A 19,379-nucleotide genomic window follows, 5' to 3' on the forward strand; every position below is an offset into this window, starting at 1 on the left:
TTCGCGAGCAAGCCCGCTCCCACAGGTTACGGCGATATCTGCCCGTTCACCCGCAACCAGTCCTCGGAACGACGCAAGCCTTCTTCCAGCGAAACCTTCGGCTCATAGCCCAGCAAACGCCGCGCCTTGGCAATCGAGATATCACCGGTACGAGCCAGCATGTACATCGCGTCCGGGGTGACCTCGCTTTTGATCTTGAACAAACCGTTGACCCGCCAGATCAGCTGCGTGAGCGCCGTCGCCAGGCTCAGTGGCAGCGTGCGCGGCGTGCCGCTGCGTCCGGCCCAGCGCCAGTGGTTGGCGAAAAACGCCTTGCAGGTAGTGGGACTGGCGCTGCTCAGATGGAAGATATGCCCGCACGCCTGATCCAGGCCAGCCGCCAGCATGATGCCGTCGAGCAAATCCTCGACGTACACCGGCGTGAAAACGCCCTTGCCGCCATTGGGCAGAATCAGTGCACCGGCCTTGGCCATCTTCAACGGCTCGATCAACCACGCGCGCGAACCCGGTCCATACACGTCCCCCGGCCGCACAACGGTGCAATCGATCTCACCGGCGGCATGGCTGGCCAGCACCACATGCTCGCTTGCACCCTTGGCCACGCCGTAGCGGTACTGGTTACCGATCACCACGTCGCAGGATTCATCCGCCTTGTCCGGGTAATTCCAGCCCAGCGCCGCAATTGAAGAAATATGCACAAAGCGCGTTGCCCCACTGGCAATCGCGACGTTCAGGCAATTGCGCACGCCCTGCACTGACACTTCCCGATAGAGCTTCCACGGCGCAGCCAGCGATACGACCGCCGCCGTGTTGATGAACAAATCGCAACCCTTGGCGTGCTCGGCCCAGACCTGTGGCCGGGTCAGGTCCCCGGCGACGACGTCATTTTCCGGGTCGGCAAACAGATCCATGCCTCGCACCTGCGCACCCAGAGCCTTGTAGCGTTTGAGCAGTGCCTTGCCGATAAAACCATTGGCCCCGGTGATGAACACCGAACGGGGAATCTGCGGGGTTTGCCCGCCCGCACCCACGGGCATTGTTGTTTTCGTCATACGAGATCCTTGCGATGTGCTCGAAGCCGTCGCTCCGGCAATTGTTTTTAGAGTTTCGGATCACGCAGACCCAGGGTCAGCTTGATGCACCTTGGCCATCCGGTTTTTGCATTTCACGCCAACTTTCCATCAGATGCTGCCAGCGTAGTAAACCCGTGCCGAGAATGTGCAAAGGTTGGCGTTTCAGGGGAATTCCGAACGGGCACGTGCATCGGCCATTCGATCGACTACCCTGAATTCTGGGTTTTCAACCGCAGGGCCAACCAAGATGCAACCAAGGAAGATCTTCATGAAATCACGCTTGAGTACTTTGACCCTCACTGCCGCACTGATCACGCTGGCTGGTTGTTCCTCGACTTCCCAGCCAGGCAGGCACACAAGCCTCGGGGAGGACGTGACAGGCTCCGGGTTCCTGGGGGATATCTACCCGAAAATGAAAGAAGGCGAAGACAAGGAAGCATTGCGTTTGTATCGCAACCCGAAATTCGCTTCCACCGCCAGTTTTACGCACTACAACAAAGTGCTCATTGACCCGATCAAGTTGTACGCCGGGCCCAAGTCCAAGCTGCACGATGCCCCTGCGACCGACACCGCCGCCATCGTTCAAGGCTTCCACCAGCAATTGACCGAACAACTGGGCAAGGACTACCAGATCGTCAATCAGCCAGGGCCGGACACCCTGCAAATTTCGGTGGCGATCGTCGATGCGGAAGCGGCAGATGCCTCGATGAAGGCCGCCTCCTACATCCCGATCCCGATAGGCCTGCCGGGGGCCAAGGCCGCGACCATGCAAACGATCACGCAAACCACCGGCAAGCCACCGTTTACCGGGCAAGTGACCATCGAAGGCAAGATTGACGACGCCAGGACCGGAGAAGTGATCGCCGCCGAAATCGATCGCCGGGTCGGTTCGCGGCGGCCGATCATTGGTTTGTTCGAAAGCAGCACCTACGACTCATGGAGCGATGTCAACGCAGCCGGGCTCTACTGGGCGGAACGCTTGCGCTACCGGCTCTGCGAGCGTCGCGGGGCGAGCGATTGTGTGCAGGCGAGCGAGTAACACTAAAGTTTTCAAGCCCCCTAAACGACGGAGGGTCAAGGGGCCTGACCAAGTTAAAGCAACAGCACTTGCGGTGAATTCTGTTAGCGTCATGGCTGTTTTTTGAGCGAATTGTGAAAGCCTAATATCTTCTGATAATTAAGCATATGTTGGCGTGGGCAAAATAAATGCTCATTGCCGGCACTGCAAGAACAAAATCAAAACAACTCTTCCTTAAAAAATCTGGATATCGCATCCGATATCACACAGCGAAAAACAACATATGACTATAGAACGCACCCACTCGCCCACTCCCGCACTCAATCACTGCTCAAAACCACAACCAACGACCACCCACAACAATGAATCAATAGCAAACATAAAACACCTCGTCGAAACCCTGCACGCCAACGGCATCACGACAACAAAATTCGAACTTGATATATTGCTAGCTAAAGAAACATTTACACTACCTGATCGAACCTTCGACCCTACCTCAATCAACTCTTGCTGCAATTTTGAAAAACTTCATCGCGGGGAATATACATTCACCGATTTAAGAACCAACATAACCTATACAATTGACCCCATAAAAACCAGCGCACTCATGTCCGTCCTCAACGATCAGCTAGCTGAGAAGTCCGTGAGCTTTTCTGTGTCTGCCGTAAGTTTTCATGACATGCAAATCGAGCCTTTAACTACATCCGACTATAAAAGTGGCTTACCCTTCCTGTTGAGTTGCGAAACCCGTCACTGCGATTTTATTGGCGGATTTGGTGGGAATTATCCTTTGGCGGAATACCTGTCACCCGATGGAATCTCCTGCAAGATTACGCGCGCCGCGGAATATGTTGGTCATGTCAACGCTTGGAAAGATAACGAAGGCAATATCTTGCTTGGCACTTTGGCCATGAAACAAGAGGAGGTCAAAACCAACGTGTTGCGCCAAACGCTTGAGCTATTTTCAAAAAGTTTGCTTGAGAACAACCCTGACACCCATAAAATATTATTGGGCATGGGTGGGCAAAACCTTTCCATACTCTTTTCGGATCATTTTATTCCAGGAGGAGAAGGACACTCTCCATTGGGAAAAATCCGGCACGAAGATGACATCATTCAACACGCCCCTATTGAAGTAAAAAAGCTTGAGCTCTTGACTGGCATGGACGTTTACGGGCAAGTAAACATCAACAATCAAGACAGCATCGGCATGAGTCCAAACAACCGGCTCGATATGAAAAATGCTGTGATATTCATGGATGACGAAAAGGCTAAAACAGTTGATGCCAAAGCCAGTGCGCTACTTGAAGAGATCCAAACCAAAGGTGCATATCGAGAGCAAAAAAACTCCAGAACAACAACGTGGCAAGAGATTCAGCATCGTGGGGATAGTCACCGCTTGGAAAAGTTTCACGACATCAAAAACCATCTTCTACAACTAGGGATCACCGATGTCAGGCTCGAACGCTCACAAGGCCAGGACTTGACGATATCCACACCGCAAAAACCACAAAATCTGCCTTATCCCGTACTGGACGGGAAACAGATAGACGACCGGTTTTTCACTAAAGTGAGGGTCGGTGGTCAACGTCCATAGCTTCAATAAACACACGTTTAAAACATCAATGTAAGGATTGCTGGCGATGGCATTCTAGGGTCGCCACCGCCAGCCATTCAACGTTACACCAAGTACGTCAATGCGGATCAGTTCGGGTCCAGCAACCCACCGCTCCAATTACTCGACACACGACTGCCGGTAAATTTCGCCACCACCACACCCTGAGAGATCAGTCGATCGCGATAGCGGGTCACCATACGCCCGGTCTGCTCGGCCACCAGCACCACCTCTGAAGACGGATCACCGGGGCGGCGCAGAATCCGCGCGAAGCGCTGGCCTTCCTCGACGATATCTCCCAGCTCTTTTTCAAAGATCAGTACGCCGGGTTGTGGCGCGAGAATGGTCTCCATCTGCGCCATGTCCTTGACCTCGACGGGCCAGTCGCCGGGTGAGACTGTGTCATCGATGATCCCGAAACCACACAGCCAGGCATACAGTCCTTCGGCATCCTGTTCGGCAAAGCGGTCGCTGACGTCGCCCTGCCCGCGCAGTTCCAGGGTCGCGGCCATGCGTCCTTGCGTCGTGCCTTCACGCAGCCACGGGGCAATGATGGTTTCCTCGAAAGAGCCATCACCGCCGTCATCCCAGATGATCGCCACGTCCATCTTCATCGCCGCCGCCAGTTCGCGGCCACGGGGCCAGAAGCTGCGGTGCACGTAGATGTAAGGCAGCGCTTCGTCATCGGTGTGCAGGTCGAGCATTACGTCCGCCGGTGCCGCCAGTTGCACCAGTTTCTTTTGCCATTCCTGGACATTGCTGGACGGTTGCGTCATCGCGGCCGACTGATCAAAGCCACGGTTGAAGTTATGCCCGGTGGCATCGTGAAAACGTCCGAGGATCCGCCCCTGGCGAAACTGGCCGATACCCAGTGGATTGGCCTGTGGCACCACGGTGACAGTGCCCTTGAGTCGGCCTTCGGATTCGGCCACCGCAAGGCGTTGCATCAACAGGTGCAGAACCAGCATCCCGGCGATTTCATCGGCATGCACGCCGGCCTGCAAATGCACCTTCGGCCCAGTACTGGCGCCCTCGAAACGCCAGGCACCGACCTGCACCGCGCCGCCATTGTTGTTGCGAACCTCGAACGAAATATCCTGCGCCATACGCTTGTCCTCCCGTCATGAAGGTTAATAACCGCACCGCCGAGACTGGTGATTGAACACACGTTCAACTAAGCTCGCCAGCGTGGACCACCGCCAAGGAATTCTTTGTGACCACCATCGCCCCGAAAAACCGCCGCGCCGAAGCCGATGAGCGCCGCGAACTGCTGGTTGCCGCCACCCTGCGCTGCCTGGTCCGCGATGGCCACGCCGGGATTTCCGTGCGGCGCATCGCCACCGAGGCCGGCGTGTCCGTTGGCCTGCTCAATCACCATTTCGGCAGCATCGATGCGTTGATTGCCGACACTTACCAGAAGCTCGCCAGCGAGCTGACCGCCGCCCTGCTCCACGAAATCCGCCAGGTCGGCACACCGGCAGAAAAAATGGACGCCTTTCTGGTCGGCTCTTTTTCACCGCGAGTCATGGACCCCAAACTGCTCGGTGCCTGGGTGGTGTTCTGGAGCCTGATTCGCCACTCCGAACACGTCAGCCAGTCCCACGAAAAAAGCTACGGCGCCTACCTCGACCTGCTGCGCCAGTTGCTCGATGAACTGGCGACCAGTGAAGGTTTCGTGATCCACGACACGCGCCTGGCCGCCATCGGCCTATCGGCGATGCTCGACGGTCTCTGGATCGAGTGGTGCCTGAACCCCGACACTTTCAGCCCCGCCAACGGGCTCCATATCTGCCGCTGCTGGATAAAGGGACTGCGACACGGAGCATTCAGCGCCGACGACGTCCTGTGACGAGTGCCGACCGAAAATCATCGCCAGGGTGCCGCTGACCGCGATCAGGCCAGCGCCGATCATCAGCGAGACATCCATCAACGTGCCCCAGATCAGGCTCGACAGCAGGAACGCCCAGATCAGCCCGGTGTATTCGAACGGCGCCAGCACCGTCGCTGTGGCGCGCTGGAAACTGGCGAACAACAGGAACTGACCGATGCCGCCCATCAACCCGGCGCCGAGCATGCCCAACCAGTCCGGCATCGGTGCCGGCGTGTGGGTCCAGGGCAACGCCACCGCCATGCAAATGACGAACACCACGTTGGTGATCAGCATCTGCTCCAGCACCGAGGTCTGGTCATCGACCTGACGCAATTGGATGTAGGTGAAAGCCCAGCACATCGCCGCCAGCAACGTCAGGACAATCGGCACCGGATTGGCCAGATTGTTCGGACGGCACGCAATCACCACCCCGACAAAACCGATGATCAGGGTGAACCACTGCCAACCGGTCACGCGCTCCTTGAGAATCGCCGTCGCCAGCACCGTGACCATGATCGGCGCCGAGAAATACAGGGTGGTCATTTCCGCCAGGGTCAGGTCCCGCGCTGCCGTGTAATACAGCAGCCACGCGGCGATCGACAACAACCCTCGCACCACCAGCAAGCGGCGACTGGACGAACGCCAGGCACGCTGCACCAGCTGTAAACGCCCGATCAGCAGACAGGCGACCGCCACCACCAGGGCGCGCCAGAACAGAATGGTGAACACCGAATAATCGGCCACCAGCCACTTGATGCCGGCGTCCTGCAAGGACAGGAACGCGTAGCCCAAGGTGCACAGACCTATGCCTTGTAACGAGCGGTCGACTATTGGCTTGTTCATCATGCGGACCTGCGTACCGGTGTGCCCCGGCGTTCGAAAAAGGCAAACATCGCCTCGATCAGGAACGTCAGGCAAACGTAGACACCGGCCACCAACAGCAACGGTTCATACACTTGCAGGGTCTGCGCGCGCACCACGTTGGCGGCGCCCAGCAGGTCAATCACCGCAATGGTCGAGGCCAGCGCCGTGGATTTGAGCAGCATCACGGTTTCCCCGGCCAGGGTCGGCAACAGCAGGCGCAGTGCCCGGGGCAACCGCACACGCAGCAGGGCCTGACGCGGGGTCATGCCGAACGCCGAGGCCGCTTCCATTTCGCCTTTGGGCACCGCCAGCAGGCCGCCGCGAATCACTTCGCCGACGTACGCACCCACCGACACCACCAGGGCGAAGACGATGTACCAATAACCATCGCGCAGATACGGCCAGAGGAAGCTGCCGCGAATAAGCGGAAACTGTGCAAACAGGCTGCCCAGCCCGTAGTAGAAAATGTAGATCTGGATCAGCAACGGTGTGCCGCGTGTCACGCTGGTATAGAACAAGCTGACCTTGGCGATCACTTTGTTTTTCGAGATCCGCGCCAGCGCCACCAGCACCGCCAGCACAAAACCGAACACACTGGAAATCAACAGGATGGCGATGGTCGTTTGCAGCCCCCGGACCAACAGCGCCCCGTATTCAACTATCCACGCTGGAATCATTTCATTCTCTCTGCCGGTTCAGTCAACAAGAGGCATCCAGCGACGAATGCGTCGCTCCAACCGTCCCGAAAGGTAGTTGGACACCAGCGTCACCGCGTAATACAGCGCCGCAGCCGTGAGGTAGAACAACAGATAGTGACGCGTCGACCCCGCCGCTTGCTTGGCGGTGTACAACAGTTCATTGGTGCCGACCACGCTGATCAGTGCGCTGTCCTTGATCAGGTTGATCCACAGGTTGGACATCCCCGCTATTGCATAGGGCGCCATGATCGGCAGCGTGACGCGACGGAACAGACCGAAACCGTGCAGGCCGAAGGCCTTGCCCGCCTCGATCTGGCCATAGGGAATCGCCTGGATGGCCGCGCGGAAAATCTCCGACGCATAAGCGCCTTGCACCAATCCCAGTACCACGATCGCCGCCAGCGGGCCGCTGACGTTGACCACTTCGTAACCGAGCGAGGTCATCAGCGAATTGAGCAGCATGGAACCGACGTAAAACAGCAGCAGGATCAGCAACAGTTCCGGAACCGCCCGGAACAACGTGGTGTAGCCACGGGCCAATGCCGCAATCGGTTTCGGCGCGCCCAACTTCAGGCAAGCCACCACCAAACCGATGGCCAGCCCGAGCACAAAAGCCCCGGCCGAAATCTGCAGGGTCATCCAGAGCCCCTTGAGCAGCGCCCCACCCCATCCTTGTTCGGTGAAATTGATCAAATCGAACATTGCTGGCATTTCAGTCTCCAAAAGCACCGCCGGCCCTTGTAGGAGCAAGGCTTGCCCGCGATGGGGCCCTTGAGGCTGTCAAAAGCATCGCGGGCAAGCCTTGCTCCTACAGGGATTTGTGTTTGGATTTGATGATCAGAACGTCGGCTTCACGCTCGTGCCGAAGTAGCGCTGCGACAGGTCGTCATAGTCCTTGCTCGCCAGCAGCTCATTGATCGCCTTGTCGAGCTTGGCCTTGAGCTCGGTGTCATCCTTGCGCAAACCGGCGCCTACGCCTTTGCCGAAGATCGGGTCGTACGGCACCGCGCCGAGGTAAGCCAGGTCTTTCGCATCCGGGGTTTTGACGAACGCCGCCATGGCAGTGCCGTCAGCCATCATCAGGTCGATACGACCGGCAATCAGGTCGGCGTTGGCCGAATCCTGGGTGTCGTAGTACTTAACGTCGGCGATTTTTTCGTAATAGGTCTTCAGGTAGCTGGCGCTCACGGTCGAGTTCTGCACACCGATGGTCTTGCCTTTGAGGTCATCCGGGTACCTCTTCACGGAGGCATCTTTAGGGCCAACGATGGCGATCACCGAGTCGTAGTAGGCCTTGCTGAAGGCGATCTGTTTTTCCCGCTCTTCGGTCACCGACATTGAGGAGAAAATCACGTCGATCTTCTTCGCCAGCAGCGACGGAATGATCCCGTCCCACGCCACTTCCTTGATCTCGCACTCGGCTTTCATTTCGCTGCACAGCTTGTGGATCAGGTCGACTTCGAAGCCCTTCCACTCACCGTTGGCCTGTTTCTCGGTGTACGGCGGATAGGGTTCGGCCGCGACCGCAAAGCGGATCGGCTGTGCCTGTGCCGCGCTCATGCCGGCCAGCAATACGCAGGCGGCGCCGGTTATCCAGTGTGCAAAACGTCGATTTCCCATGTTGTTTTCCCGTCTTTTTATGGTGTTAGCGAGTTTGGTGAGCGTTGACGAATTGCCGGCAACGCTCGCTGCGTGGGTGTACGAACACTTCGTCCGGCGAACCGGTTTCCTCGATCAGGCCTTGATGCAGGAAGGCGACTTTGGAAGAGACATCGCGCGCGAAAGCCATTTCATGAGTCACCAGGATCATGGTCCGGCCTTCTTCGGCGAGAGAGCGGATCACCCGCAGCACTTCCCCGACCAGTTCCGGGTCGAGTGCCGAGGTGGGTTCATCGAACAGCATGACCTTGGGCCGCATGGCCAGGGCCCGGGCAATGGCCACCCGTTGTTGCTGTCCCCCGGAGAGAAACGCCGGGTACTCGTTGCGCTTGGCCGCCAGCCCGACGCGTTCAAGCAAGGCTTCGGCCCGTTCAGTGGCTTCCGCTTTGCTTTCGCGCAGGACCTGGGTCGGCGCTTCGATGAGGTTTTCCAGCACTGTGCGATGGGGCCAGAGGTTGAAGTTCTGGAACACCATGCCCAGGCTTGAGCGGATGCGTACCAGTTGCTTGGCGTCGGACACCAGCGGCGCACCGGGGCGGGTGTGGTTGAGGTGAATGCTTTCGCCGTCTACCAGAATGCGCCCCTGATCCGGCACTTCGAGCATGTTGATGCAGCGCAGCAAGGTACTTTTGCCCGAGCCGCTGGCGCCGATCAGTGAGATCACCTCGCCTTCGCGGGCCGTCAACGACACGCCCTTGAGCACCTCGATATTGCCGAAGCTTTTGTGCAGCTTCTCGACTTCAATCATGGTTCGGGCGGCGGTCGGCAGAACCAGGGTTTCGGTGGCCACGCTGGTGATCACCGGCCGTGGCGCTTCTCCGTTCAACACCAGGACAAAAGCACGAATACGCCGACAAGCTTCGGTCAGTCGCTCTTCACCCAAGGTGAAGGACAGGCGTACAAAGCCTTGCGCCGGCTCACCGAAAGCGGCGGCATCCAGCACCGACACCCGCGCCTCGCGCAACAAGCGCCAGGCAAATTCCAGCGACGTCAGGCCGGTGCCGCGCACGTCCACCAGCACGAACATGCCGGCGTCGGGTTTGAGCACCGATATACCGGGGCAATCAGTCAGCCCCGCCACCACCAGATCGCGGCGGCGGCGATAGATATCACGCATGCCGTGGGTGACTTCGTCGTGAGACTGCACCGCCTTCAACGCGGCTTCCATACAAAACCCCGGCAAGCCGTAGAGCATGCTCAGCACCAGGGTTTCGGCATGGGCGACCAGCGCGGGATTGGCGACGATCCAGCCAATCCGCCAACCGGTCATGGCATGGGATTTCGACAGGCTGCCGATCACCACGCAGCGCTCGGCCATGCCCGGCAACGCCGCCAGGCTCACGTGATCACGCTCGAACGTCAGGCTTTCATAGACCTCGTCCACCACCACCCACAAGTCATGGGCGATGGCGAGTTCGGCGATGGCTTGCAGCTCTTCGCGGTTGAGCACCACGCCGGTGGGATTGTTCGGGTTGGACAGGAAAATCGCCCGGGTCCGGGGCGTGATGGCCTTGGCCAGCACCGCCGCATCGACACGAAAATCATCGTCCGCCGAGCACGGCACCCGCACCAGCGTGGCACCGGAAGCCTTAAGCGTCGCTTCGTAGGTCACGTACATCGGATCGAGGGCAATCACTTCGTCACCGGCGCTGAGCAGGCACATCGAAGCCACGAACAAGGCGTTCTGCGCGCCCGCCACGGTAATCACGTTTTCAGCTTGCAGTTCGCGACTGAACAACTTGCCGTAGCGCGCCGCAATGGCTTCGCGCAGCGCCAGGCGACCAGCAATTTCGGTGTAGTGAGTGTCACCTTCGCGCAGCGCGTGGATGGCGGCATCGGTGATGAAGTCGGGAGTAGGGAAATCCGGGTCGCCGACACTGAGAATGATCACATCCTCGCCCCGGCGGCGCGCTTCGAATGCCGCGTAGTGAATATCCCAGGCGGCTACGCCTTGACCTGAGATCCGCTCAACAAAGGGTGAAAACCGCATGCCAGTGCCTCGTTCAGAAAGAAGAAACGCAAGCCCGCAACCAGCCGGGAGAGAAGGTGGAACGAACATAGTCCAAGCTGAACACTCGTTCAACAGAAACCTGATCAGTGTTCGTGTTCAGCGCAAACAGGTCGTTTTTACGACAGTCGCGGCGTTTTTGCGCTGCGGCTCGTTCCAACCGACCGGCAGCCATTCGGGCGTCTATGCTGCTGGGATGTCTTTGGTCGGGAAAACGGGCGATGCATCCAGGAACAAGCCAGCTGCTGCTGTTTGCCGTGCTTGCCATCGGCGGTTGCGTGCGGTTGGGCCCGGACTTCCAGCCGCCCGGCGAAGCGTGGGTCGATCACTGGAACACCCCGGAGCTCGACCACGCCAGCCAGCGGGCACTGCAACCGGACATTCGCCAATGGTGGCAAATATTTGCTGACCCGACGCTGAACCAACTGATCGCTGAATCGGATGCCCACAACTCCAGCCTGAAAATCGCCGGTTTGCGCGTGATGGAGGCTCGCGCGCAGCTGGGCATTGCCCAGAGCGGCCTTTATCCGCAATTGCAGCAAGTCAGCGTCGACAGCTTGTATGTCAAGCGTCGGCAATACGGCGGCAACAACCCGATCGACAGCCATTTCTGGCAGCACAGCGCCGGGTTCGATGTCGGTTGGGAACTGGATTTCTGGGGACGTTTCAGTCGCGCCATCGAGTCGTCCGACGCCAGCTATTTCGCTGCCGAGGCCAACTATGACGACGCACTGGTCCTGTTGCGGGCGCAGGTCGCCGACACCTACTTTTCCCTGCGCACCACCGAAGCACGCTTGCGGGTAGCCCGGGAAAACGCCCGCCAGCAACAACGCAATTACGAGATCACCGAAAAACTGTTCAACAGCGGCCAGACCGCCGAACTCGACCTGCAACAAGCCAAGACCCAATACCTGGGCACCTTGAGCACGATCCCGCTTCTGGAGGACCAGATCGGCCGTATCCGCAATGCACTGGCGGTACTGATCGGCCGCCCGCCCGGAGCGCTGCCGATGATGGCCGAGAACACCGGACTGATTCCGCTGGTGGACCGCGCCGTGCTGCAAGATGTCCCGGCCAACCTGCTGCTGCGTCGCCCCGACGTGCGCGCCGCCGAACTGAATGTCGCCGCGCAGTCCGCGCTGATCGGCGTCGCTGAAACCGATTTCTACCCGTCGCTGACGCTACTGGGCAGCATCGTCTGGTCGGGCGACACCCTCAGCGGCACGTCCCGCAGCCTCGACCTGATCGGCGGCCCGAGCCTGCGCTGGAACGTGTTTGACTATGGCCGGATCAGCAACAACGTGCGTGTGCAGGACGCCCGCTTGCAGCAGTTGATCGAGGCTTACCGCGACAAGGTTCGCCAGGCCGCACGCGAAGCCGACGATGCCGCCAACGGCGTGACCCGATCATTGCAGCGCGAACGCATTCTGCGCGAAGCCGAAGGTGCGGCGAAACGCTCACTGGAACTGGCCAACGCGCTGTACCGCGAGGGCTATTCGGATTTTCAGCGTGTGCTGGATGCGCAACGCGCGCTGCTCGAACTCCAGGACAGTTACCTGGTTAGCCGTGGCGACGCGGTGAGCAACATGATTGCCCTGTACAAGGCCCTCGGCGGCGGTTGGTACAGCGCCCAGCCGAAAGTCGATTCCGCTACGCGCCGGCAAATGGAACAACGCACCGATTGGGGCGACCTGCTGGCCGAGCCCCCTGCCGCGCAACCCGCCTCCCCTTTGCCCAAACCGGTAAACAACCATGACTGAAGCCGTCCCTCCCAGCTCTGACGCCGCGCCGCCACCCGCGGAGCCCGCTGCTGACCCGACGAAAAAAGGCATCAAATGGGTGCTGCTGCTGATCGTGCTCAGCCTGGCGTGGTATCTGCTGGCCGACCGATTCACGCCTTATACGCAACAGGCACGGGTCAGCGCGTTTGTGATTCCGGTGGCGGCGGAAGTCGCCGGTCGAGTGGTCCGGGTCAACGTGCGCAACAATCAAGACGTCAAGGCCGGGGAAGTGATTTTCGAGATCGACCCGCAGCCGTACCAGATCGCCGTCGACCGCGCCCGTGCGGACCTCGAATCCACCCGTCGGCAGATCGGCGCCAGCACCGCCGGCATCGCTTCTGCGCAGGCAAACTTGCGTGCGGCTCAAGCCAATGAACTCAAGGCCCGTCAGGACAATATGCGGCTTGAAGGCTTGTATCGCGAAGACCCCGGAACCATTTCCGTGCGCCTGCTGGAAGTGTCCCGTGCCAACCGCGAAGCCGCCGTCAGCAAGGTCGCCGCGGCCCGCGCCGAAGTGCAGCGCGCCAAGGAAACGGAAGGCGGCAACGAGGAAGACAACGCCCAGCTGCGCAGCGCTGCCACGGCGCTGTCGAAAGCCGAACTGGACCTGTCCAACACGCAGATCCGCGCCCGCTCGGCCGGGTTGATCACCGACCTGCGCACCGACGTCGGCCAATTCGCGGCGGCCGGTAACCCGGTGATGACCCTGATTGCGATCCATGATGTGTGGATCAGCGCCGACATGACCGAAAACAACCTCGGTCTGGTCAAAACCGAAACCCCGGTTTCCATTGTGCTGGACGCCCTGCCCGGCGAAGTGTTCGAGGGTCGCGTGCGCAGCATCGGCTACGGGGTCAGCGTCGGACAGCCCGCCGCGCCCGGGAGCCTGCCCACCGTGCAGAACAGCCGCGACTGGCTGCGCCCGGCCCAGCGTTTTCCGGTGATCATCGAATTTTCCGCCGAGTCACTGGCCATGCTGCGCGACAACCGCGCGATCCGTGCCGGTGGTCAGGCCGAAGTCATGGCGTTCCCCAGCGAAGGCAATCTGTTGAACCCGCTTGGCCATGTGTTTCTGCGGCTGATGAGCTGGCTGTCGTATGTTTACTAAGCAGCAGCGCACACCCAGGGTTCAGCGCGCCCTGCGCCTGGCGACGGGCACGGCAATCTGTCTGGCGGTGAGTTTTGGCCTGGCCTTGCCGATTCCGTTTCTGGCTCCGGTGCTGTGTGCATTGTTGCTGGCCTCGGCCAATCGTCCGCTGCCGTTCAAAGCCGCGGTGATCCTGGCGCTCGCCGCCATGCTGACCACCGGCACTGGCCTGTTGCTGATTCCGCTGCTGCGTCACTACCCCAACAGCGGCGTGATGTTGATCGGTGTGGGGCTGTTTCTGGTGTTTCGATTCGGCCTGCGTGGTGGCAGCAACCTGATCGTCACGTTTCTGGTGATCGGCCTGACCATGATCTCTTCGGCGGGTGTGGCTGATTTTGGCCTGGCGGTGATGGTCATCAAGGCCATGGTTGCGGGGCTGATCCTGGCGGTGGTGGTCGGGATGTTCAGTCATTGGTTGTTTCCCGAACCTGCCAATGCCCCGCCGCCGCCCGCCGCGCCGGTTTTTCCCGCGAGCGAAGTCGACCGGGTGGCATTGCGTGCCACCTTGATCGTGATTCCGGCCTTCCTGCTGGCGCTGATCGATCCGGCCAGTTACCTGCCCATCGTGCTCAAGGCCGTCAACCTCGGGCAGCAGAGTGAGACGACCAGCGCGCGTAATGCCGCACGGGAGTTGATCGGCTCAACCCTGCTCGGCGGCCTGTTGGCCTTCCTGTTCTGGAATGCGCTGAGCCTGTTCGTGCATTTGTGGATGTTCTTTTTATGGATGCTGCTGTTTTCCCTGTTCCTGGCACGCCGGATGTATGGCCTGAAGCCAACCCGATTCAGCCCGGGATTCTGGCTCAACAGCCTGATGACCCTGATCATCCTGTTGGGCCAGTCGGTGCAGGACAGTGTCGCGGGCAAGGACGTGCAAACCGCGTTCGCCGTACGCATGACACTGTTCATCGGCGTGACGCTGTATGCATGCTTGATGGTGCATTTGCTCGATCAGCGGCAACAGAAGCAGACTCAGGGATTGACCTGATAACCCTTGCCTTGCAGGCAACTGGTGTACGCCGTCGAAGTAGTCGCGGTGTTGGTTTTTTCCTGTGCGCGGCGCTCCTGACGCTGGCGCGAGCCGCCCACTACGGCGCCCGCTGCGGCGGTTTGCTTGGCGCGGTCCTGGCGATAATCCTGCTTGTTGTCGTCGTCGACGCGATCATAAAACTCATCGTGCTGACGCCCGCGTACCTGGGCAGCCGTGGCCCCGGCGACAGCGCCCGCCGCGGCGCCTTTGACCCGCCCGCCAGAAGGTGTCGAGGATGTCGACGCCGTTTGACTGGCCGCAATGCTGTTGCACTCGCTGATATCCGTCTGGGTCTGTTGCGAACTCTGGCCCTTCATCGGCACCACCGTTTGTGCCCAACCCTGGGCACTGAAAACCGACAATACGACGCACAGGCCGATGGGCGACAACCTATTCATGATGACCTCCGTAATGAGCGTGGTTCACCCTGAAAGATTGTAGTTCACCCCTCCTCCCGGACCTCCATAACCAGACTATTTCCGACCCAACGCACTGGCACCGATTCCAGCTGCGCGCCTTTGCACGGGCCGTCGATGCAGTGTCCGTCATCAAAACGAAACATCGCGCTGTGGTGCGCGCACATCAGCACCTTGCCGCGATAGGTGCAGAACTCCTGCGGACGAAAGTCCAATGGCACCGAAAAGTGAGGACAACGGTTGATGTAGACCCACACCTGCCGGTCTTGCCGCACCGCAACAAGACCGGCCGGATGCATTTGCTGGTGCTGCGGCAAGCCGAGGGCGCCGCCGTCGGCGATGTCGTCCAGTTGGCACAACGTGATCGTCGCCATGCTCAGCCACGCAATTCCGGGTTGCCGAGGCTCCAGTGCCACGGACGGATCTGGACGCTTGCAAACAACCCGGCCTGTACGTACGGATCGTCCTGAACGAACGCCTCCACTTCCGGCAGGCTGTGCGCCTCGATCACCAGCAACGTGCCGTTCATCGCTGAACCGGCCTCATCGAGGGTCGGGCCGCCGAAGCGCACGACGACACGATGGCTCTCGGTTGCACGCAAATGCGCTTGATGGCTGGGCCGCAGACGCTGACGCAACGCCAGCGAATCCGGATTATCGGTCGCAAATACCGCAAAAAACTGGCCCATGGTTCACTCGGTTTCCATGACAAATTCGTAACACGCACGCTTGAACGGCAGTTCCATACCCAGTCTGGCAGACACATCGTCGTGGCTGATCCGGTCTTCGTAGATCACCTGCAACGACTGTTTCACACCAAACACCGCATCGGACGCTAGATACGGGTCATCGTGATTGAACAGGTGTGTCACCAGTTTGCGATAGCCGGGCACTTCAATCATGAAATGCAGGTGCGCAGGCCGCCACGCATGACGGTTGGCCGCATCGAGCATGCGCCCCACCGGACCATCGGTCGGTATCGGGTAGGCCACCGGGACAATCGTGCGAATCGCGAAACAACCGTCGGCGTCGGTGCGGTAGCGACCGCGCAAGTTGCCGAACGGCTGCTCGGGGTCCTGGCCGGAATACATGCCGTTCTCGGCAGTCTGCCAGACATCGAGCGCCGCACCGGCCAAGGCATTGCCGTGAACATCGACCACCCGCCCGCGCACCAGTGCCGTTTCGCCCGGGGTGAAGGCCATGTTTTCGCCGAACGCCCGATCAGGCATGCCATCGATGTAGAACGGCCCGAACACCGTGGTTTCGGTCGCCGTTGCGCTGTGCCGATGGTTGATCGCGTCCACCAGCATCGAAACGCCGAGGGTGTCCGACAGCAGAATGAATTCCTGGCGCACCAGGCCATCGCATTTATGCCCGGTCTCGGTCAGGAAGCGGATGCCTTCGAACCACTCCTGCTCGGTCAATTCGACCTCGCTGACAAAGGCGTGTAGATGCCGCGTCAGGCTCTGCATGATCTGTTTGTATCGCGCGTTGGGCGCGTCGTTGAAACTGCTCACGGCTTGCTCGGAAATCAGGGCTTCCGTGGCTTTGTCTTGATCGGTCATTGTTGTTATTCCGATGAAAGTAAAAGTGGCGGGCCTGTCAGGCGGGCGCCAGCCCTTGCAGGGCGCGGTTCAGCAGCGCTTCGATCGGGCCTTGTTCAAACGGCCGTGGATTGTAGTAAGGACTGGCACAGGCGATTTGCGCCGCTTCGGCCGGGCCGTTTGCGGGGAGACCGATGTCAGCCAGCGCCAAAGGAATACCCAGTTTCTGGTTCAGCGCATACAGCAAGGCGCCGACCTCGCTGGCCTCGCTGCCACCCAGTGCGCGAGCGGCACGTTGCAACGGTCCCGCCGCCGCTTCGCGGTTGTAGTGCGCGGCGTGCGGCAGAACGATGGCGTGGGCCTGGGCGTGGGGCAGATTGAAAGTGCCGCCCAAGGTGTGACAAAGCTTGTGGTGCAAGGCCATGCCGACCGAACCCAGGCAAATGCCCGCCAGCCACGCGCCGTACAACGCCTGGCTGCGGGCCTCGGCGTCGTTCGGATCATTGACCACGCCCGGCAACGCCTGCGCCAGTGAGCGGATCGATTCTTCGGCCATGAAACCGATAATCGGATTGGCGTCCTCGGCGTACAGCGCCTCGACCGCGTGGGCCATGGCGTTCATGCCCGAGCAGGCGGAGATTTGCGCCGGCAGGGTCAAGGTCAATTGCGGGTCGTAGATCACGGTTTTCGGCAGAACCCTGGGATCACGCCCGGTTTTCTTCAGGCGGTTCTCGGTCAAGCCGTAGATCGGTGTCATCTCCGAACCGGCGTAAGTGGTCGGCACGGCGACGATCGGCAGGCCGGAATCCATGGCAATGGCCTTGCCCAGACCGATGGTCGAACCACCGCCAATGGCCACGCAGCAATCGGCATCCAGGCGCGCTGCTTCATCCCGCGCCGCCTGCGCCACTTCCAACGGAACGTGCATCACCGCTTTGGCATAGACGCCCGCCGCGCGATCACCGAGCAAAGCGGCTACCCGCTCGCCCAGCCCATGCTGTTCAGGGGTGGTGAGGATCAGCGCACGCCGGGCACCCAGCCGTTCGATTTCCTCAGCCAGCGCCGAGAGTTTGCCCCAGCCGAACACCACGCGGGTCGGCAGGCTTTGGTAGACAAAAGGATTCATGGCAAGCCTCAGCGTTTGAAGTGCGGAGCGATTTTCGCGTCGACGTTGACCCATACCGAACGGGCTTCGGTGTAGTCGTGGATCGCCTCAAAGCCCATCTCACGGCCGTAACCGGACTGACCGACACCACCAAACGGACTGCCGGGGCTGACGCGTTTGTAGCAGTTGATCCAGCACATGCCGGCGTGAATCGCGTCGGCCATTTTGTGCGCGCGGGTCAGGTTCTGCGTCCACAGGCCGCTGCCCAGTCCGTACTCGGAGTCGTTGGCGATGGCCAGCGCTTCTTCGTCGGTGCTGAAACGCACCACGGTGACGAACGGGCCGAACACTTCTTCCTGGCACACCCGATCACTCGGTTTGGCTTCGACAATCGTCGGTTCGACGTAGAAACCCTTGGCCAGGGCTTTGTCGTCCGGCGCCTTGCCGCCAGCGAGAATCTTGCCGCCCTGCTCGATGGCGATATCGATGTAGGCCATCACACGGTCGCGGTGCAGCGCCGAGGTCAGTGGGCCCATTTCGGTTTCCGGGTCCATCGGGTCGCCCAGGCGAATGGACTTGGCCAATGCGATGAAGCGCTCCAGGAACTGGTCGGCGATGTCCTTGTGCAGAATCAAACGCGAACCGGCGATGCACGCCTGACCCTGGTTGTGGAAGATCGCCCAGGCTGCGCCATTGACGGCCGCTTCGATGTTGGCGTCTTCGAAAACGATGTTGGCACCCTTGCCGCCCAGTTCCAGCTGGATGCGCTTGAGGTTGCTTTTCGAGGCTTCGACGATCCGGCGACCAGTGGCGGTCGAACCGGTGAAGGCGATCTTGCCCACGTCGAGGTGTTCAGCCAGCGCTTGCCCGGCAGTGTGGCCGTAACCCGGCACCACGTTGACCACGCCTTTGGGGAAGCCGACTTCGGTCATCAACTCCACGATGCGCAAGGTCGACAACGGAGTGATTTCCGAAGGTTTGATGACGATGGTGTTGCCCGCCGCCAGTGCCGGGCCCATTTTCCAGCTGGTGAACATCAGCGGAAAATTCCACGGCACGATCTGCCCGACCACGCCGATCGGCTTGCGCTGCACGTAGTTGAGGAACCCGGCTTCGACCGGAATGACCGAGCCTTCGATCTTGTCGGCCATGCCGCCGAAATAACGAAAGCAAGCGGCGGTGCGTGGCACGTCGAGGCCACGGGAATCGCGTATCGGGTGTCCCGTATTGAGGGATTCGAGCTGCGCCAGTTCTTCGCTGCACTCTTCGATCTTGTCCGCCAGTTTCAGCAGCAAGCGACCACGTTCGGCCGCGCCCAGCGCCGACCAGGCCGGGAACGCACGTTTGGCGGCAGCGACAGCAAGGTCGATATCAGCGGCTTCGGCGGCGGCAATGCGGGTGATCAACGAGCCGTCGTGGGGCGACACCACGTCGATGGTGCCGCCGGCGACCGCATCGACGAAGCGGCCATCGATATAGAGCTGATTTTGCATAATGGTTTCCTCGCACCGCGCCTGTCGCGCAGTGTCTGACTGAATGGCTGGAAGCATGGCCC

18 protein-coding genes and 1 pseudogene are annotated in these 19,379 nt (G+C 60.1%); 6 read left to right on the forward strand and 13 right to left on the reverse strand.

The window, feature by feature from the left end:
• Window positions 1-26: 26 nt before the first annotated feature.
• Complete coding sequence (locus ACW9JC_RS14785; RefSeq protein WP_457455655.1) at window positions 27-1,052, reverse strand: NAD-dependent epimerase/dehydratase family protein; 1,026 nt, start codon at window positions 1,050-1,052, stop codon at window positions 27-29.
• Between the two features lie 289 nt (window positions 1,053-1,341).
• Between ACW9JC_RS14785 and ACW9JC_RS14790 the strand changes: the two genes are divergently transcribed.
• Both ACW9JC_RS14790 and ACW9JC_RS14795 read left to right on the forward strand, forming a co-directional pair.
• Window positions 1,342-2,112 carry a DUF3313 domain-containing protein gene (locus ACW9JC_RS14790; RefSeq protein ID WP_448107965.1) on the forward strand — a complete coding sequence of 257 codons (771 nt, stop codon included), beginning with the start codon at window positions 1,342-1,344 and terminating at the stop codon, window positions 2,110-2,112.
• A gap of 262 nt (window positions 2,113-2,374) precedes the next feature.
• A complete protein-coding gene (locus tag ACW9JC_RS14795) occupies window positions 2,375-3,688 on the forward strand; it encodes a hypothetical protein (protein ID WP_457455657.1) in 1,314 nt (437 codons plus the stop codon).
• 107 nt (window positions 3,689-3,795) lie between these two features.
• Here the strand turns inward: ACW9JC_RS14795 and ACW9JC_RS14800 are convergent, their stop codons facing one another.
• Window positions 3,796-4,812, reverse strand: coding sequence for a succinylglutamate desuccinylase (locus ACW9JC_RS14800; protein WP_457455659.1), 1,017 nt, complete (start codon window positions 4,810-4,812; stop codon window positions 3,796-3,798).
• A 218-nt stretch (window positions 4,813-5,030) separates the two neighbouring features.
• Between ACW9JC_RS14800 and ACW9JC_RS14805 the strand changes: the two are divergent.
• Window positions 5,031-5,459: pseudogene (locus ACW9JC_RS14805) on the forward strand (TetR family transcriptional regulator C-terminal domain-containing protein); the annotation flags it as partial.
• Here the strand turns inward: ACW9JC_RS14805 and ACW9JC_RS14810 are convergent.
• The 5 genes from ACW9JC_RS14810 to ACW9JC_RS14830 all read right to left on the reverse strand — a co-directional run bounded on the left by ACW9JC_RS14810 (window position 5,415) and on the right by ACW9JC_RS14830 (window position 10,787).
• A complete protein-coding gene (locus ACW9JC_RS14810; protein ID WP_457455661.1) occupies window positions 5,415-6,419 on the reverse strand; it encodes a DMT family transporter in 1,005 nt (334 codons plus the stop codon). The pseudogene ACW9JC_RS14805 and the gene ACW9JC_RS14810 sit on opposite strands and share 45 nt — an antisense overlap.
• Complete coding sequence (locus tag ACW9JC_RS14815; RefSeq protein ID WP_338580983.1) at window positions 6,419-7,117, reverse strand: ABC transporter permease; 699 nt, start codon at window positions 7,115-7,117, stop codon at window positions 6,419-6,421. Before ACW9JC_RS14815 ends, ACW9JC_RS14810 begins: the two co-directional genes overlap by 1 nt.
• Window positions 7,118-7,135: 18 nt before the next feature.
• Window positions 7,136-7,849, reverse strand: a complete 714-nt coding sequence (locus ACW9JC_RS14820; RefSeq protein ID WP_416127006.1) for an ABC transporter permease — start codon at window positions 7,847-7,849, stop codon at window positions 7,136-7,138.
• Between the two features lie 126 nt (window positions 7,850-7,975).
• On the reverse strand, window positions 7,976-8,758 hold the full coding sequence (locus ACW9JC_RS14825; RefSeq protein ID WP_457455664.1) for a transporter substrate-binding domain-containing protein: 783 nt from the start codon (window positions 8,756-8,758) through the stop codon (window positions 7,976-7,978).
• Between the two features lie 25 nt (window positions 8,759-8,783).
• Window positions 8,784-10,787, reverse strand: coding sequence for an aminotransferase class I/II-fold pyridoxal phosphate-dependent enzyme (locus ACW9JC_RS14830; RefSeq protein WP_338580986.1), 2,004 nt, complete (start codon window positions 10,785-10,787; stop codon window positions 8,784-8,786).
• Window positions 10,788-11,026: 239 nt separating this feature from the next.
• On the opposite strand from ACW9JC_RS14830, the gene ACW9JC_RS14835 reads away from it, so the two are divergent.
• From ACW9JC_RS14835 to ACW9JC_RS14845, 3 genes are read left to right on the forward strand one after another with little or no spacing between them, the layout of a single operon-like run.
• Complete coding sequence (locus ACW9JC_RS14835; protein ID WP_457455666.1) at window positions 11,027-12,565, forward strand: efflux transporter outer membrane subunit; 1,539 nt, start codon at window positions 11,027-11,029, stop codon at window positions 12,563-12,565.
• Complete coding sequence (locus ACW9JC_RS14840; RefSeq protein ID WP_457455669.1) at window positions 12,558-13,694, forward strand: HlyD family secretion protein; 1,137 nt, start codon at window positions 12,558-12,560, stop codon at window positions 13,692-13,694. The genes ACW9JC_RS14835 and ACW9JC_RS14840 overlap by 8 nt, the downstream gene beginning before the upstream one ends.
• Window positions 13,684-14,718, forward strand: a complete 1,035-nt coding sequence (locus tag ACW9JC_RS14845) for a DUF2955 domain-containing protein (protein ID WP_457455671.1) — start codon at window positions 13,684-13,686, stop codon at window positions 14,716-14,718. The genes ACW9JC_RS14840 and ACW9JC_RS14845 overlap by 11 nt, the downstream gene beginning before the upstream one ends.
• Here the strand turns inward: ACW9JC_RS14845 and ACW9JC_RS14850 are convergent.
• Genes ACW9JC_RS14850 through ACW9JC_RS14875 form a run of 6 tightly spaced genes read right to left on the reverse strand, consistent with a single transcriptional unit; the run spans window position 14,703 to window position 19,317 of the window.
• Window positions 14,703-15,158: a hypothetical protein gene (locus ACW9JC_RS14850; RefSeq protein ID WP_457455673.1), complete on the reverse strand. Its 456-nt coding sequence runs from the start codon at window positions 15,156-15,158 to the stop codon at window positions 14,703-14,705. The genes ACW9JC_RS14845 and ACW9JC_RS14850 overlap by 16 nt on opposite strands.
• 44 nt (window positions 15,159-15,202) lie before the next feature.
• Window positions 15,203-15,550, reverse strand: coding sequence for a Rieske (2Fe-2S) protein (locus ACW9JC_RS14855; protein WP_457455675.1), 348 nt, complete (start codon window positions 15,548-15,550; stop codon window positions 15,203-15,205).
• Window positions 15,551-15,552: 2 nt separating this feature from the next.
• On the reverse strand, window positions 15,553-15,864 hold the full coding sequence (locus ACW9JC_RS14860; protein WP_457455677.1) for a YciI family protein: 312 nt from the start codon (window positions 15,862-15,864) through the stop codon (window positions 15,553-15,555).
• 3 nt (window positions 15,865-15,867) lie between these two features.
• Window positions 15,868-16,740, reverse strand: a complete 873-nt coding sequence (locus ACW9JC_RS14865) for a dioxygenase family protein (protein ID WP_457455679.1) — start codon at window positions 16,738-16,740, stop codon at window positions 15,868-15,870.
• Window positions 16,741-16,777: 37 nt separating this feature from the next.
• The gene (locus tag ACW9JC_RS14870; protein WP_457455681.1) at window positions 16,778-17,845 is read right to left on the reverse strand and encodes a maleylacetate reductase; all 1,068 of its coding nucleotides are present in this window, start codon (window positions 17,843-17,845) and stop codon (window positions 16,778-16,780) included.
• A gap of 8 nt (window positions 17,846-17,853) precedes the next feature.
• Complete coding sequence (locus ACW9JC_RS14875; RefSeq protein ID WP_338580997.1) at window positions 17,854-19,317, reverse strand: aldehyde dehydrogenase family protein; 1,464 nt, start codon at window positions 19,315-19,317, stop codon at window positions 17,854-17,856.
• Between the last annotated feature and the right edge of the window lie 62 nt (window positions 19,318-19,379).

Source organism: Pseudomonas sp. SDO5591_S426 (assembly GCF_054070755.1).